Origin of the sequence: Roseobacter weihaiensis (assembly GCF_020622345.1) — a bacterium.
Lineage (GTDB): Bacteria > Pseudomonadota > Alphaproteobacteria > Rhodobacterales > Rhodobacteraceae > Roseobacter > Roseobacter weihaiensis.
The window spans coordinates 98,353-113,697 of sequence record NZ_JACNMO010000007.1 but is presented as its reverse complement, the minus strand read 5'-3'; the positions used below and the strand labels follow the sequence as shown (position 1 = coordinate 113,697).

General features: G+C 61.3%; 10 protein-coding genes. 3 read left to right on the top strand and 7 right to left on the bottom strand.

The features are described 5' to 3' along the window. Positions 1 to 16: 16 nt before the first annotated feature. On the bottom strand, positions 17 to 1,453 hold the full coding sequence (gene cysS, locus H7847_RS10160) for a cysteine--tRNA ligase (protein WP_227269371.1): 1,437 nt from the start codon (positions 1,451 to 1,453) through the stop codon (positions 17 to 19). 223 nt (positions 1,454 to 1,676) lie between these two features. Here cysS and H7847_RS10155 point away from each other — a divergent pair, with 223 nt between their 5' ends. Together H7847_RS10155 and H7847_RS10150 are read left to right on the top strand one after the other, a co-directional pair. After that, positions 1,677 to 2,879 (top strand): pyridoxal phosphate-dependent aminotransferase, encoded by a 1,203-nt coding sequence (locus tag H7847_RS10155; protein WP_227269370.1) that lies wholly within the window; start codon positions 1,677 to 1,679, stop codon positions 2,877 to 2,879. 214 nt (positions 2,880 to 3,093) lie between these two features. Next, complete coding sequence (locus tag H7847_RS10150) at positions 3,094 to 4,632, top strand: trimethylamine methyltransferase family protein (RefSeq protein ID WP_227269369.1); 1,539 nt, start codon at positions 3,094 to 3,096, stop codon at positions 4,630 to 4,632. Positions 4,633 to 4,733: 101 nt separating this feature from the next. On the opposite strand, the gene H7847_RS10145 is transcribed toward H7847_RS10150, so the two are convergent. Beyond that, positions 4,734 to 4,967 (bottom strand): EF-hand domain-containing protein, encoded by a 234-nt coding sequence (locus H7847_RS10145; RefSeq protein ID WP_227269368.1) that lies wholly within the window; start codon positions 4,965 to 4,967, stop codon positions 4,734 to 4,736. A 255-nt stretch (positions 4,968 to 5,222) separates the two neighbouring features. Between H7847_RS10145 and H7847_RS10140 the strand changes: the two genes are divergently transcribed. Beyond that, positions 5,223 to 5,726, top strand: coding sequence for an RNA polymerase sigma factor (locus H7847_RS10140; RefSeq protein ID WP_227269367.1), 504 nt, complete (start codon positions 5,223 to 5,225; stop codon positions 5,724 to 5,726). 33 nt (positions 5,727 to 5,759) lie between these two features. Here H7847_RS10140 and H7847_RS10135 read toward each other — a convergent pair whose 3' ends face one another. The 5 genes from H7847_RS10135 to H7847_RS10115 form a co-directional block, all read right to left on the bottom strand. Next, positions 5,760 to 6,827, bottom strand: coding sequence for a serine hydrolase domain-containing protein (locus H7847_RS10135; protein ID WP_227269366.1), 1,068 nt, complete (start codon positions 6,825 to 6,827; stop codon positions 5,760 to 5,762). A gap of 641 nt (positions 6,828 to 7,468) precedes the next feature. Further along, positions 7,469 to 7,669: a hypothetical protein gene (locus tag H7847_RS10130; protein ID WP_227269365.1), complete on the bottom strand. Its 201-nt coding sequence runs from the start codon at positions 7,667 to 7,669 to the stop codon at positions 7,469 to 7,471. A gap of 59 nt (positions 7,670 to 7,728) precedes the next feature. Then, positions 7,729 to 11,382, bottom strand: a complete 3,654-nt coding sequence (locus tag H7847_RS10125; protein ID WP_227269364.1) for a vitamin B12-dependent ribonucleotide reductase — start codon at positions 11,380 to 11,382, stop codon at positions 7,729 to 7,731. 1,223 nt (positions 11,383 to 12,605) lie between these two features. After that, positions 12,606 to 13,973 carry an aldehyde dehydrogenase family protein gene (locus H7847_RS10120; RefSeq protein ID WP_227269363.1) on the bottom strand — a complete coding sequence of 456 codons (1,368 nt, stop codon included), beginning with the start codon at positions 13,971 to 13,973 and terminating at the stop codon, positions 12,606 to 12,608. A gap of 2 nt (positions 13,974 to 13,975) precedes the next feature. Next, positions 13,976 to 15,340, bottom strand: coding sequence for a glutamine synthetase family protein (locus H7847_RS10115; RefSeq protein ID WP_227269362.1), 1,365 nt, complete (start codon positions 15,338 to 15,340; stop codon positions 13,976 to 13,978). Between the last annotated feature and the right edge of the window lie 5 nt (positions 15,341 to 15,345).

Here is a 15,345-nt window from a genome sequence, read left to right as displayed (position 1 = left end):
TCGGTGCAAGGGCGGATCATTTCAACGCCTCCAGTTTGGAGGGATCGAAGTCAGGTCTCGGGAACAGATCAACACCGGTCGACAAAACACGTACTTCAACGCCCGCGCTTTCAAGGCGGGCTTTTCGAGAATCGAAATCGGTAAAATCTTTCGTTTCCTTCGCAAGATTGCGGCGGATCGTCATATCAACTGCAAAGGGATCCAGCAGCACATTCTGAGAACTCTTCTGCGCGTTGCGTTTAAGCAGCAGCTCGTAAAGTCCCAGAATGCTGAGGCCCGTCAGAAACTCGATTGCGGTCCGCTCCGGATCTCCACCAATAAAATCTTTGCCTACTTGCCCCAGAAGATTTTCAGCTGTCGCCATGAGCACAGTGCGCGCACCCCAAGTGTCAAGATCATCCAAGAGCCTTAGCTTCATACCTTCCGGCAAATCATCGACACTGGTGCCCGGAGGTTTTCCAAAGGTCAAAGCTGCCTCAAGCGCAACCGTCAGTTTGTCTAGTGCTTTTTCGGCCTCGTCTCGCTTCTTCTCCGTCCAATCCATCGGCTTGCGGTAATGCGTGCTCAGCATCACGAAGCGGATCACCTCGCCGGGCACGCCCTGATCCAGCAGATCGCGCACGGTAAAGAAATTGCCCAGGGATTTGGACATCTTCTTGCCCTCGACCTGCAACATCTCATTGTGCATCCAGACATTTGCAAAACCGTAGCCGGCGCATTTGGACTGGGCGATCTCGTTCTCATGGTGCGGGAATTGCAGGTCGATACCGCCGCCGTGGATGTCGAAAGTCTCGCCCAGCAGGTCCCGCGCCATGGCAGAGCATTCGATGTGCCAGCCCGGACGCCCCCGCCCCCAAGGGCTGTCCCACCCCGGCAGATCATCGCTTGACGGCTTCCAGAGCACAAAATCCATCGGATTGCGCTTATAGGGCGCGACTTCGACCCGCGCGCCCGCAATCATATCATCGACCGAGCGTCCGGAGAGCGCGCCGTAGGCCGCATAGCTTTCCACCGCAAAAAGCACGTGACCTTCGGCTTCATACGCGTGCCCCTTGGCGATCAGATCTTCGATCATCGCCACCATTTGCGCAATATACTGCGTGGCGCGCGGCATTGCCGTCGGTTCCAGCGCGCCAACGGCGGCCATATCGTCCAGAAACCACTGTGTCGTCTCGGCGGTGATCTCGCTGATGTCGCGCCCGCTTTCCGCCGCACGCGCGTTGATCTTGTCATCCACATCCGTGAAATTGCGCACATAGGTCACGTGATCCGCGCCATAAACATGGCGCAGCAGCCGAAAAAGCACATCGAACACAATGACGGGCCGTGCGTTCCCCAGATGCGCCCGGTCATAGACGGTCGGGCCACAGACATACAGGCGCACATTGGCCGCATCCAGCGGTACGAAATCCTCTTTGGTCCTGGTCCGGGTGTTGTAAAGCTTGATCGTCATCACGGGGCGTCCTTGCGCAGGGGTCAGCGCGGGCATAGCAATCTCGATCAGGGATGGAAACGACCCTTATGCCGCCCGCAGGTGGGGTTCAGCAGATAATGGAACAGAGGGGCGTCTTATAGGTCATGGCTTCTCCTACCCGGAGTGCGCTGCGCGGGTCAAGTCCGATTGACGAATCGCACCTGCTCTGCGCCCTTGCGGAAAAGACGACAAAGGACACGGTATGCACCTATCACAGCGCATCACAGAGCTCACCGGGGGCGGGTCAGACGGCTGGGATCTGTTTCTCAAGGCGCGCCGCATGATCGCCGAGGGCACCCCGGTGACCGAACTGACGATCGGAGAGCATGACATCCGCACCGCCGCCCCCATCCTGCAGGAAATGCACGACACGGCGCTTGCCGGCCACACCGGCTATGCTGCGGTCCCCGGAACGCAGGATTTACGCGACACGGTGGCCCGGCGGATCGCGGCGCGCACCGGCGTGCCGACCACCGCCGAGAACGTGCTGATTACGCCGGGCGGGCAAGCCGCCCTCTTTGCGGCGCATGTGGCGGCCTGCGATCCCGGCGACACGGCGCTCTATATCGATCCCTATTACGCCACCTACCCCGGGACCCTGCGCGGGGCGGGTACGGTGCCACAGGTAATCCAAGCACGGGCCGAGGATGCGTTTCAGCCCCGCGCGGCGGAGATTGCCGCCCATGCGCCGGGGGCGGCGTCGCTGCTTATCAATACCCCCAACAACCCCACCGGCGTGGTCTATTCCGACGCAACGCTCAGGGGGATTGCAGAGGTTTGTCTCACCCACGACCTTTGGCTGATCTCGGATGAGGTCTATGACACGCAGGTCTGGGAAGGCACCCACCTGTCGCCCCGCGCCCTGCCCGGGATGGCGGCGCGGACGCTGGTTGTCGGCTCGATGTCGAAATCCCACGCGATGACAGGCTCGCGCTGTGGCTGGATCATCGGGCCGGAGGAGGCCATCAGCCATCTCATCACCCTGGCCACCCATACCACCTACGGCGTGCCTGGGTTCATTCAGGATGCCAGCCGCTTCGCACTCACGCAAGGAGAGGCCTTCGAAGCGGAGATCGCAGCCCCCTTTCTGCGCCGCCGGGCGCTGGCGCAGAGGATGCTGTCGCAACAGAACACCGTGGGGCTCGTCCCCGCCCAGGGGGCGATGTATCTGATGCTGGACATCCGGGCCACTGGCATGAGCGGAGAGGCCTTTGCCAACGGGCTGCTGGACAGCCACCATATCGCTGTGATGCCCGGCGAAAGCTTTGGTCAGGCCGCCGCCGGACACGTTCGGGTCGCCATGACGGTGGCGGATGACGTGTTTGCGGCGGCGCTGCAAACGCTCATGACATACGCCGCGGAACGGGCGCAGCACAACGGGGTGGTGCGGGACATCCAGACCTAGATGTCAGAAAGCGACCCCGCGTCGCAAACAGAACAGACCCGGACGCCTTGGGCTGAAATCCTGCAGGCAGTCAAGGGAATGGCATGCGCGCAGACTGGATCAAGATCACACTTGTGACCCGCACCATCGGGGCAGAGCGCGGGCGCGCCGCACGCGGTCGACCGGAGAGACGCTGATCCGCCAAGACAGCTCTCTCACTTTCAGGACCTTGCATATGACACAAAGAACCCAAATCCGCAGCGGCGGACGCTCCGCCCGTCGGGCGGCGCGGAGCGCGCCACTGGCCGCGCATCTGCGCCCCATTCGCCCCGGTATGGAAGGCGGCCGCTATGAACCCCTGACCGCCGCAGATGTCGAGCGTATCCACGGAGCCGCTCTGGAGGCGCTGGAGACCATCGGTCTGGCCGATGCACCCGACAGCGGGGTGGCCTATCTGACCAAATCGGGTGCGATACAGGGCGGGGACGGGCGCCTCCGTTTCCCCCGCGCCCTGGTGGAGGACGCGCTGGCTCGCGCCAACCGCTCCATTACCTTGCACGGGCGCGACCCGGCGCATGATCTCGACCTGTCGGGCACCCGTGTGCACTACGGCACGGCCGGTGCTGCGGTGCATCTGGTTGATGCGGAGGGGCGCAGTTACCGCGAATGCGGCGTGCAGGATCTGCACGATGCGGCGCGGATAACAGATGTTCTGGACAATATCCATTTCCTGCAACGCCCGATGGTCTGCCGCGACATCACCGACAATCTGGAGATGGATCTGAACACCATCTATGCCACCACCTGCGGGACCACCAAACACATCGGCACCTCCTTTACCGACCCCGCGCATGTGGCCCCGGCCATCGAGATGCTGCACATGATCGCAGGGGGGGAGGCAAGCTGGCGGGCGCGGCCCTTTGTGGGCAACACCAACTGCTTTGTCGTCCCGCCAATGAAGTTCGCCACGGAATCCTGCGAGGTGATGGAAGAATGCATCCGCCACGGCATGCCTGTGCTGCTGCTGTCGGCGGGTATGGCGGGTGCCACGGCCCCTTCCACCGTGGCCGGGGCCATTGTGCAGGCAGTGGCGGAATGTCTAGCCGGGCTGGTCTATGTACAGGCGGTCAAACCGGGACATCCGGCGATCTTTGGCACCTGGCCTTTCGGGCTCGATCTGCGCACCGGCGCGATGACCGGCGGCTCGGGCGAGCAGGCTCTGCTCACCGCGGGCTGTGCCCAGATGCATAAATATTACGACCTGCCCGGGGGGGCCGCCGCTGGGATTGCCGACAGCAAACTACCCGACATGCAGGCCGGATGGGAACAGATGTGCTCCAACGTGATGGCGGGGCTTGCCGGGCTCAACATGGTCTATGAGGCGGCGGGCATGCACGCGTCACTGCTGGGGTTCTGCCACGAGTCGCTGATCCTGGGGGATGATCTGATCGGTCAGGCCCTGCGCTGCGTGCGCGGGATCGAGGTCACCGATGACACCCTGGCGCTTGATCAGATCATGTCGGTTTGTCTGGGTGGGCCGGGCCATTATCTGGGAACGGAGCAGACCTTGGGTCGCATGCAGGCCGATCACGTCTACCCGACCCTCGGGGATCGTACCTCACCCAAGGAATGGGACGAAAACAACAAACCGGACCTGATAAAAAAGGCCAAGGCTCGCAAGGAGGAAATCCTCGGTCAGCGCGCGGCTGCCCGCTTTGACCCGATCCTGGATGCCGCGATCAGACGCCGGTTCACCATTCACCTGCCCGCTTAGGGGAGGAGCAAAGGCGCAGCAGAAAAGCCGAGGTAATCCACGCTGCGCCTTTGCAAAGCCTGAGCGGCCTCAGGGCATATACCGCTCAGACTATCACGATGTTAGGCAGGTATCAGACCTGCGTCCTGTGCGGCCTGCACTTCTGCTGCATCCAGCGCACCATCGGCGTTGGTGTCCATTGCACTGAAGGCTTCGGCGGTAATGTCGGGCAATACAACCTGTACTTCGTCAATGGTCAGGACCCCGTCGCCGTTCGCATCTGCCGATTGGGCAAAAGCAGCAACAGGCAGAAGCAGGGCAGTCGTCAACCCGAGGGCTTTGAAAATCCGTGTCATAGGTAGTCTCCCGTAGTTTTGTCATAAAGAGACACATCATCGCGTCTCACCCAGTAAGATGCGCCAAAGACGGTTTGCGTCCCCGCCCCGGGGTCCCGGTGCTGCGATGTGCCGGTCTTCGCCGTTTTCAGGAGGCCGCCGCGGCAAATCCCCGCCAAAAAAGGGCGGGGAATGGCCATCGGCGGAAAGCCCCGGTCTTTTGCTCCGCAGGGAAGGTGCCATGTTGAGGACAGTTCTGTTCTGAAAGGATCCCGCATGGGCATGCACAGCGACACCCGCCAAGATTTCGACCACCTTTTAGCCCGCCTCAGCGCCCGCGCCCGCCGCCTCTCCGAGACCGCGTCAGAAGCGGATGACCTGGTTCAGGAAACGGTTCTGAGCCTTATCCGGGTGCAGCACGACGGCGCCAGGATCGACGACAAGGAGCGCTATAGCATGACGGTGCTGCGCAACCATGCCCGCCAGCATTGGCGCAAGACCCGGCCCACTGAACCTTTGGACGAAGAAATGGCCGCCGCCCCGGAAAGCGGCCCGGCCCGTCTGGCCTGCGCAGATATCGCCGCAGCGATCGAGCGGCTGCCAAGCGCGCAGGCCGATCTGATGCGGCTGGTGGCGGCCGGCGAGACCAGCCCGATCGCCCTGGCGCGGCTCACGAAAGTCCCGCAAGGGACGGTCATGTCGCGTCTGGCCCGGGCGCGGGCCCGTCTGCGGATCGAGATGGGCATGCCCGAACAGGCCCCGGTGGCAGATCTGCTGTAACCCCGGCCCGCTGCGGCCAGACCGGAGGCCGTTTTACTCTGCACGGTTCTGAAAGATCGGCAGCCCTGCGAGGCCCTCGAAAAGGAAGCCAAAAGCCTCAAGCTCCGGTGCCGGCCGTCCGTTGAACAAGGCAACGGCAGCCGCGCCACTTTCGGTGCGCACCACGAGGCTGAAAACCCCCGGCAACGCACCGTAATGGGTCAGAAGACGCCCCTCCGGACGCTCCCAGACCCGCCACCCCAACCCATAGTACTGATCCGGGGCGGCATAGCCGGGGCGCGAAAAGACCCAAGGGGCAAGCGGTCGCGTCGCGACAGGCATGAAATCCGACACGGTCCCGACCCAGCCCCCCGCTGCCGCAATCACCGCAGGCAGGGCCGCCGCCACCTGCGGCGCCTGGGCCCAGCCATGGTGGGTCACCGTGACATCCGCGGCGGCCAGAGACAGCCCTCTGGCCTCCGGGACCAATTGCTGAACGGCGGTGCCGTACGGAAGGCCACTGATCTCTTCTATCCAGATGCCCAGCCAGCAATAGCCAAGGTTCGAATATCCGTAGGAGGTGCCGGGATCCGCATCCAGCGGACGCTCGAGCATCCCGTAAGCGATTGGCCGGCAGTCCTGCAACGTCTCGAAGCTCAATCCCAGCCTGTCGTCAAGATCGGCAGACGGCAGGAAGAACGGATCGAAATCAGCGTGATGATCCCACCCTGCACCATGTTGCAAAAGATGGCGCAGCGAGACCTGGGTCATCCGCCCGTCCCGCGCGGTCAGCAGCGCGGGCAGATCCTCCGCCAACGCGGTATCGAGTGATCGCGCCCCATGCTCTGCCAAAAGCTGTTGGACCGCCGCGGCAGTAACAGGTTTGGACAGACTCGCGAGACGAAAACGATCCGTCGTCTGCATCTGCCGTGCAGCCTGCCTGTCCGCCAGCCCATAGGCGCGAAGCTCCACAGGGGATCCTGGTTGAGACAGGCCAATCACCGCGCCGGGAATGTTGTATTGCGATAGGAAATCCGCGATCAGCACATCGGTCGGATCAGGTTTAGCTTTGCGCTCCAGGGCATTGATTACAATAACGATCACCGCAAGAATGGCAACCAAGCGAAGGGGCCATCGGTGTGTGATCCTGAAGCTGTTTTTCAAGGTGCGTACCCTGCGCTTTTGTCTGTCTTGCAGGCTATGCCAGATTTCCGGTCGCGCCTATGGGTTTTTCGAACGGCGCGGGCCGCAGAGTGAAAAAAGAAAAAGGGATGCCGAGGCACCCCTTTAAGTTTCGCCGTTCAGGCTCAGTTTGTTAACCGCTCGGTATTTTTCTGCCTGCGGCCTGAACGTCGTCGGGGGCGAGCGCACCCGCCCCTTGTACGCGCGGGTTTTCACCGAAAACCCGCCGGGTTGGATAGAGCGGGTTTCGCAGAAACCTGCGGAGTCCAACTCTGTCCCTATTGAAGAGGCCAAGGTCCCACCCTGCCCGTCCCCAACCACGTTGGAAATCCAAAGGATTTCCGACAAGTGAGACAGAGCGGAAAACCGTCGGTTTTCTGCGGAGTCTCATCCCGCCTTAGTCAGGAACAGCCGGTAAATCGGCCATTCCCCTATTCGTCGGGGTGCGGCCTGCCGATGGCAGGACCGCGACCCCTACACGCCATCACCGGCGCGTTTTCTTCAGCGGCACGAAGGCGTCTAGCTACAAGTGTCGCACTTCCTTTGGAGGTCATTGCGCTTTGCAAGTCATTACCATCTCTTTAAGGATCATCGAGTTCTGCCAGCCAGTTGGGGACCGACGGTCTTTCATCGCCGCTAAAACCCTCGACGAACAACGCACAGAACTTCAAAGCTGCTTCCCGTGCCGTTAGTTCCTTTGGAATTCGATAACTGGCTGCAATCGCGTCTCCAGCTATTCCCGACCAACCAAAAATCTTGTCCTCGTATTTGATCATGATCATCTGAACGATCCACAGAAAGTCTGCGCGCCTATCGCTATTCACGGACATTGAACCTCCCCTCAACTACACCCGCTCGTGCCGCCACAGGTGTTGCACTTCATGCAGGTCCCGTTGCGCACCAGCGTGTAGTTGCCGCACTCGCCGCAGGCCTCGCCCTCATAGCCCTGCATCTTGGCTTTCGTACGGGCGTCCATTTCGACCGTGCCGGTTGCCACGGCTGTGGTTGTCATGGCCACCGCGACATTGCCGGCCTGGGCAGGCGCGATGTTGTCGAAGGCCACCGTCTCTTCGGCAAACCCCTGTTGGCCGCCCTGCAACACCATCAACTCCTGTGGCAGCCGCTTGCGCAGATACCCGGTGGAGCTGATTTGCTTCAGTACTTCCAGGGATTTGGAGGCCGCGCTGTCGCTCAACTCGGTGACATTGCTGACACCTTCCTCTTCGCCACGCCCCAGATCGTCGAAGGTATGGCCCGAGGGCTGCACATGCGCCAGATCTGTCCGGTCGAGGTAGGAAACGGCCAGTTCCCGGAACACATAATCGAGGATCGAGGTCGCGTTCTTGATCGTCTCGTTGCCCTGCACCATGCCCGCAGGCTCGAATTTGGTAAAGGTGAAGGCGTCCACGAACTCCTCCAGCGGCACACCGTATTGCAGACCGACCGAGACCGCGATGGCGAAGTTGTTCATCATCGCCCGGAAACCGGCACCTTCCTTGTGCATGTCGATGAAGATTTCACCGAGGTTGCCGTCTTCGTACTCGCCGGTGCGCAGATAGACCTTGTGCCCGCCGACGATGGCCTTTTGCGTATAGCCCTTGCGGCGCTGCGGCATCTTCTCGCGGTGCGATTTGATGATCTCCTTGACGATCACCTTCTCGACCACTTTCTCTGCCAGCACGACCGCCTTTTCCTGCGGGCTGCCGGTCTCCAGCACCTCTGCGGCCTCCTCGTCGTCTTCGACCAGAGCAGCGGCCAGCGGCTGGCTCAGTTTCGAGCCATCCCGGTAGAGCGCGTTGGCTTTGACCCCCAGCGACCAGCTCAACTCATAGGCCTTCTGGCAGTCTTCGATGGTTGCATCGTTCGGCATGTTGATCGTTTTGGAGATCGCCCCCGAGATGAAGCTCTGCGCCGCCGCCATCATGGTGATGTGGCTGTTGACCGACAGGAACCGCTTGCCTTTCTTGCCGCAGGGGTTGGCGCAATCGAAAATGCCGTAGTGCTCTTCTTTCAGGAAAGGCGCACCCTCGACGGTCATGGTGCCGCAGACGTGGTCGTTGGCCGCCTCTATATCCTGCCGGGAGTAGCCCAGGTGGCGCAGCAGGTCGAACGTCGGGTCGTTCAGCTTTTCGGTCGGGATCCCAAGGACCTGGGTGCAGAACTCTTCGCCCAGCGTCCACTGGTTGAACACGAACCGGATGTCAAAGGCGGAGGCCAGCGCCGCTTCGACCTTGGCCAGCTCATTGGCGCCAAAACCGTGGCCGGCCAGCGTCTTGGTGTTGATGCCCGGCGCATTTCCGATGGAGCCATGCCCCACGGCGTAGGCCACGATCTCTTCGATCTCGGCGGAGCCGTAGCCCAGTTTCTCAAGGGCAGCCGGCACCGACTGGTTGATGATCTTGAAGTATCCGCCGCCGGCGAGCTTCTTGAACTTCACCAGCGCGAAGTCCGGCTCGATCCCCGTGGTGTCGCAGTCCATCACCAGACCGATGGTGCCGGTGGGGGCAATCACGGTGGATTGCGCGTTGCGGTAGCCGAACTTCTCGCCCAGTTCCAGCGCCTGATCCCAGGCTCCCCGGGCCACCTGGATGAGCCGCTCATCGGGGCAGTTCCTATAGTCAAGCGGCACCGGGTTGACCGCGAGGTCTTCGTAGCCGCCAACCTTGCCATAGGCCGCCGTGCGGTGATTGCGGATCACCCGCAGCATATGCTCGGCGTTCTTGGCATAGCCCGGAAACGGGCCCAACTCGCCCGCCATTTCGGCGGAGGTGGCATAGGACACGCCGGTCATGATCGCCGTGAGCGCACCACAAAGGCTGCGCCCCTCATCACTGTCGTAGGAATACCCCATGTTCATCAGGAGACCGCCGATGTTGGCATAGCCCAGACCCAGCGTGCGGAAGTCATAAGAGCGCTGCGCGATTTCCTTCGAAGGGAACTGCGCCATCATCACCGAAATCTCCAGCGTCACGGTCCACAGACGGGCCGCGTGCATGTAATCTTCGACCTGGAATTCGCCGTCCTTGAGGAAGGTCAGCAGGTTCATCGACGCGAGGTTACAGGCTGTGTCGTCGAGGAACATGTATTCCGAGCACGGGTTCGACCCGCGGATCGCGCCATCTTCCGGGCAGGTGTGCCAGTCGTTCACGGTATCATGATACTGAATGCCCGGATCGGCGCAGGCCCAGGCGGCATGGCCTACTTTTTCCCACAGATCGCGTGCTTTGACGGTCTTGGTGACCTTGCCGTCGACACGGTTGATAAGCTCCCAGTCGGCGTCCTTTTCGACCGCTGTCAGGAACGCATTGGTCACGCGGATCGAATTGTTGGAGTTCTGGCCCGAGACAGAGCTATAGGCCTCCGAATCCCAGTCGGTGTCATATGTGGGGAACTCAATCGCCGTATGCCCCTGCCGCGCATAGTCCAGAACACGTTTTACGTATGTCTCTGGGATCGCGACCTTTTTCGCCTCACGGATCGCCTTCTTCAGGCCATCGTTCTTGGCCGGATCATAGGCATCCTCTGCCGCCCCATCCCATGCCTTGATCGCCTCAAAGAGCAGGTTGAGCTTTTGCTCGTGCATTTTGGAGCCTGCCACGATGCTCGCCACTTTCTGCTCTTCGACAACCTTCCAGTTGATGAAGTCCTCGATATCTGGGTGGTCTGCATCCACGATCACCATCTTGGCCGCGCGGCGTGTGGTGCCGCCCGATTTGATCGCGCCCGCGGCCCGGTCCCCGATCTTGAGGAACCCCATCAGGCCAGACGATTTGCCGCCGCCCGAAAGCCCCTCGCCTTCGCCGCGCAGCGACGAAAAGTTGGTGCCGGTACCCGAGCCGTATTTGAAAAGCCTTGCCTCACGCACCCAGAGATCCATGATCCCGCCGTCGTTCACCAGATCGTCCGAAACAGACTGGATAAAGCAGGCGTGCGGCTGCGGATGCTCGTAGGATGACTTCGATTTGGTCAGCTTGCCGGTTCTGTAGTCCACATAGTGGTGACCCTGTGCGGGCCCGTCGATGCCGTAGGCCCAGTGCAGACCGGTGTTGAACCACTGTGGAGAGTTCGGCGCGGCACGCTGGCTGGCCAGCATATGGCGCATCTCGTCGAAATAGGACTTGGCATCGTCTTCGGAAGTGAAATAGCCCCCCTTCCAGCCCCAATAGGCCCAGGCCCCCGCCAACCGGTCAAACACCTGCTTGGACGACGTCTCACCGCCCATTTCAGCGCCCTCCGCCGGCACCGAGCGCCACAAGAACTCCGGCACGCCTTTTTCCTTTACCTTGCGCGTGCTGGACGGCACCCCCGCCTTGCGGAAATACTTCTGCGCGATCACATCGCTGGCGACCTGGCTCCAGGAGCCGGGCACTTCAACCGCGTCGAGCCGGAAAACGATGGTGCCATCCGGGTTCCGGATTTCTGACGCAGTATGAATGAAATCGAGGTCCGCGTAGGCGTCCTGACCGGCTTTGGTGAATTTACGTTCAATTTTCATATGCGCTGCCTCGTTTCCAGCTTCTTCCAATTCAGGGGACCCTCTGTCATTGCAGACAGGCCCCCGCCCGGTGCCGCAGGTCAGCGGCAACAGCTCTCGCCCCGGAAAAACGCAAACGCCCCCCGGCCCGGATCAGCTCGTCATGTGATCGTCTGTTGTCCCTGCCCCGTCGATCCGCCCCCTGAGCGTTTTACCACTACATGTTGTGGCGATATCGTCGGCCTCCACAACCTGACGTATCTACCCCTAGTCGGTCAACGGGCTTTTTATGTTTTTTTTACAGGAAGGCGTCTTGACGGAAGGCTCTTTTTCAGTGCTGACCGTGCCGATGTGATTCAATTGATTAACGCCCTTTTATTATCCACAACTCCCCCGTGAATCCCCCTGTGGGAGATGCTTTGGAATAACTGAATGGATTGTTGCAGTTAGCCTCCGAGCTTCAGGCGATACGTGAAATTACCCACAGGTTAACTTGGAAAATTGGCGTTAAGGAAATGAATCGGGCCTCCTGAATTGATCGTGTCATTTTTTCTGGATGGCCCGCTCTGCGATGTGGCGAGGACGCCACAGCCAAGACATCCGACCCGCCAGATCGGGGGAGGCAAGCGGCGCAACCGATAAAAGAACACAAGATATGGGGGAACCCGCAAGCCACCTGAATGCTGCTCTTTCAACAATATGCCTTGTGCCATTCCGGCCTGAGCCCCCAATTCAGCGCCGCCAACCCAGCGGATGCGCTGACCGCGAACCATCGAAACCCTTTCAGAGCAAGCCTTTCGAGGCCCATGGCCCTTTCTCCCCGGTCCTGCGCCATCGGGGACCGGCAGATGCGAACGCTGTCACATCCTTGTGACGAATCGCCGGTACCCTTGTGAGAGTAATTTGCACGCTGCTTGCCTCATGCCCCAAAGAGCCACTGCCACAGTCAAGCACGCCGGACCGGATGTGGCGTTGCAAGAGCAAGCAGATTGCGCAACACCTCCGAACCTGCCACCGCAGACGTGCCCATGCCGGTTGAAAAGCCCGCACGTGCGCCGGGCTTGCGTTTCAGGGCGGCGAGGCGCGCGTTCTGGGGGTGCGCTCCGTCTTGGCGAGGCCTGTTCACTGACCAGAAGCGGCTTCTTGATGCCTGAAACGACGAAGGCCTCTGAAATCTCGGGCACCCGACCGGCCCCAAACGGATCACGGTCGATCAGAACCAGATTGCAATCAACAGCCTGGGCTCAGGCCTTTTTGAGATGGTAGGATTTCGGGCGGGTCAGGTTGTGATAGCCGATGACCGACAGGCCGCCCCCGCGCCCGGTATCCTTGCAGCCGGTCCAACAGAGACCGGGATCAAGGTAATCCGCCCGATTCATAAAAACTGTTCCGGTCTCGATCCGGTCTGCGATGGCCTCCGCGCGGGCAACCTCCTTGGTCCAGACCGATGCGGTCAGACCGAAGGGGCTGTCGTTCATCAGGGCGATGGCCTCCGCGTCATCCTTGACCGGCATGATGCCCACAACCGGGCCAAAGCTTTCCTCGCGCATCACGCGCATTTCATGGGTAACACCGGTGAGGATCTGCGGCGTCAGATAGGCCTCGCCATCATCCGCGTCAAAGGTCGGAATATGCGCCGTTGCCCCCTGTGCCACAGCTTCACCTGTCTGCGCCCTGACCTCCTCGGCAAAGCGTTTGTGCGCCATCGGTCCCAGGGTGGTCTCGGGGTCCAGCGGATTGCCGAGGATGTAGGCCTGGACGATCCCGACCGCCTTTGCCACGAAGGCATCGAAATGTTGTTCGGCCACGTAAATCCGTTCAATCCCGCAACAGCATTGGCCCGCGTTGAACATCGCCCCATCTATAAGCGTCTCCGCGGCTGCCTCCAGATCGGCGTCGTCGCAGACATAGCCCGGATCCTTGCCGCCAAGTTCCAGCCCCACACCGGTAAAAGTGCCTGCGGCGGCCCGCTCGATGGCTTGCCCGCCGCTCACGGAGCCGGTGAAATTCACAAAGCCAAAGCTCTTTGCGGCAATTAGGTCAGAGGTGGTCTGGTGATCCAGAAAGACATTCTGGAAGATCTCTTCGGGGATCCCCGCCGCGTGAAAGGCCCGCGCCATCCGTTCGCCCACAAGCGGGGTCTGGCTGGCATGTTTCAGGATCACCGCGTTGCCCGCGATCAGCGCCGGGGCCACCGTGTTGATCGCGGTCATATAGGGGTAGTTCCAGGGGGCCACCACCAGCACCACCCCATGCGGTACGCGTTTGATCACCCGCCGGAAGGCATCGCTGTCCTCGATCTCGATATCCGCAAGGGCGGCAGGCGCAATGTCGGCCATGTAGCTTGCGCGCTCGTTAAAGCCGCCAAACTCTCCACCGTAGCGGATCGGGCGGCCCATCTGATGCGCCAGCTCGGGCACAATCTCGTCGTTCATCGCCCCCACATTGGCGACCCCGGTCCGCACCAGCGCGATGCGCTCGGACAGGGGACGCTTGGCCCAAGCCACCTGAGCGGCCCTGGCACGCCCCGCCGCAGCCTGCGCCGCATCCGCCGACAAGGTCTCGCGTTCAGCGTAAACCGACCCATCAATGGGAGAGATACATCGGATCATCTTCAAGCCCTTTCAAATCCGCGGGCGATTTCCCAATCGGTCACCACGCGGTCAAATTCTTCCTGTTCCCATTCCGCGCAGCGGGTGTAGTGGTCGACCACATCCTCCCCCATCGCCTCGCGCAGCAGCTTTGAGCCGCGCAGGGTCTCGGTCGCGGCCCGCAAGGTTTGCGGAATGTCCTGCGCCTTGGCGTCCTCATAGACGTCACCACGGGTGGGCGGGGCCAGCACCATCTTGTCCTCGATGCCCCTGATCCCGGCGGCCAGCATGGCGGCCTGCGCCAGATAGGGGTTCAGATCAGAGCCGCCAATGCGGCATTCGACCCGCACGCCCTTTGTCCCATCCCCGCAGAGACGAAAGCCCGCCGTCCGGTTATCGACCGACCAGACCGTCTTGGTGGGCGCAAAGGTGCCTTTGGCAAACCGTTTGTAGCTGTTGATGTAGGGGGCCAGAAAATACGTGTAGTCCGGGGCGTAAGCGATGAGCCCCGCCATGTAGTGCTTCATCAGCTCGGACATGCCGAGCGGTGCTTCCTTGTCGAAAAACACCGGCACCCCGTCTTGCCACAGCGATTGATGCACATGAGAGGAAGAGCCCACCTTGTCATGGTGCCATTTGGGCAGGAAGCTCGCGGCATGCCCCTGCTGCCAGGCGATCTCCTTGATCGCATGTTTGGCAATGGTGTGGTGATCGGCGCAATCCAAGGCCGCCGCGTAGCGGATGTTGAGCTCTTCCTGTCCGGTCTCCGCCTCGCCCTTGGTGTTTTCAATGGGCAGACCGGCGGCATAGAGGTGATTGCGGATCGGGCGCATCACGCCCTCTTCCTTGGTGGTCTGCAGGATGTGGTAATCCTCGTTGTAGCCGCTGATCGGCTGCAGATCGCGGAAGCCCCCCTTGCGGATCTCATCAAAGCTCTTTTCAAACAGAAAGAACTCCAGCTCCGTGGCCATCATCGCGTCAAACCCCAGCGCCTGCAGCCGGGCGACCTGCTTTTGCAGCATCGCGCGCGGCGCATGGGGCACCGGTGCGTGGCTGTGGTGGTCCAGCACATCGCAGAGCACCATCACGGTGCCCTCAAGCCAGGGCACCGGCCGCAGCGTGTCGAGATCCGGGCGCATGACATAATCGCCATAGCCCTTTTCCCAGGAGGAGGCGGCATAGCCATCGGGGGTCGCCATCTCCAGATCGGTGGCCAGCAGGTAATTGCAGCAATGCGTCTCCCGCCAGGCGGTGTCGACAAAGTTCACCGCATGGAAGCGTTTGCCCAGCAGCCGCCCCTGCATGTCGACCAGACAGGCCAGAACAGTATCCACCTCACCGGCGGTGACGGCCTTTTTCAGCGCCTCGAACGTCAGGGGGGCAGCCATGGGAA

Bases quoted from the DNA above. Each gene is read 5' to 3' on its own strand.
- cysS (WP_227269371.1), bottom strand. From the start codon at position 1,453: ATGACGATCAAGCTTTACAACACCCGGACCAGGACCAAAGAGGATTTC.
- H7847_RS10145 (WP_227269368.1), bottom strand. From the start codon at position 4,967: ATGACACGGATTTTCAAAGCCCTCGGGTTGACGACTGCCCTGCTTCTG.
- H7847_RS10120 (WP_227269363.1), bottom strand. From the start codon at position 13,973: ATGATCCGATGTATCTCTCCCATTGATGGGTCGGTTTACGCTGAACGC.
- H7847_RS10150 (WP_227269369.1), top strand. From the start codon at position 3,094: ATGACACAAAGAACCCAAATCCGCAGCGGCGGACGCTCCGCCCGTCGG.
- H7847_RS10130 (WP_227269365.1), bottom strand. From the start codon at position 7,669: ATGATCATGATCAAATACGAGGACAAGATTTTTGGTTGGTCGGGAATA.
- H7847_RS10155 (WP_227269370.1), top strand. From the start codon at position 1,677: ATGCACCTATCACAGCGCATCACAGAGCTCACCGGGGGCGGGTCAGAC.
- H7847_RS10140 (WP_227269367.1), top strand. From the start codon at position 5,223: ATGGGCATGCACAGCGACACCCGCCAAGATTTCGACCACCTTTTAGCC.
- H7847_RS10125 (WP_227269364.1), bottom strand. From the start codon at position 11,382: ATGAAAATTGAACGTAAATTCACCAAAGCCGGTCAGGACGCCTACGCG.
- H7847_RS10115 (WP_227269362.1), bottom strand. From the start codon at position 15,340: ATGGCTGCCCCCCTGACGTTCGAGGCGCTGAAAAAGGCCGTCACCGCC.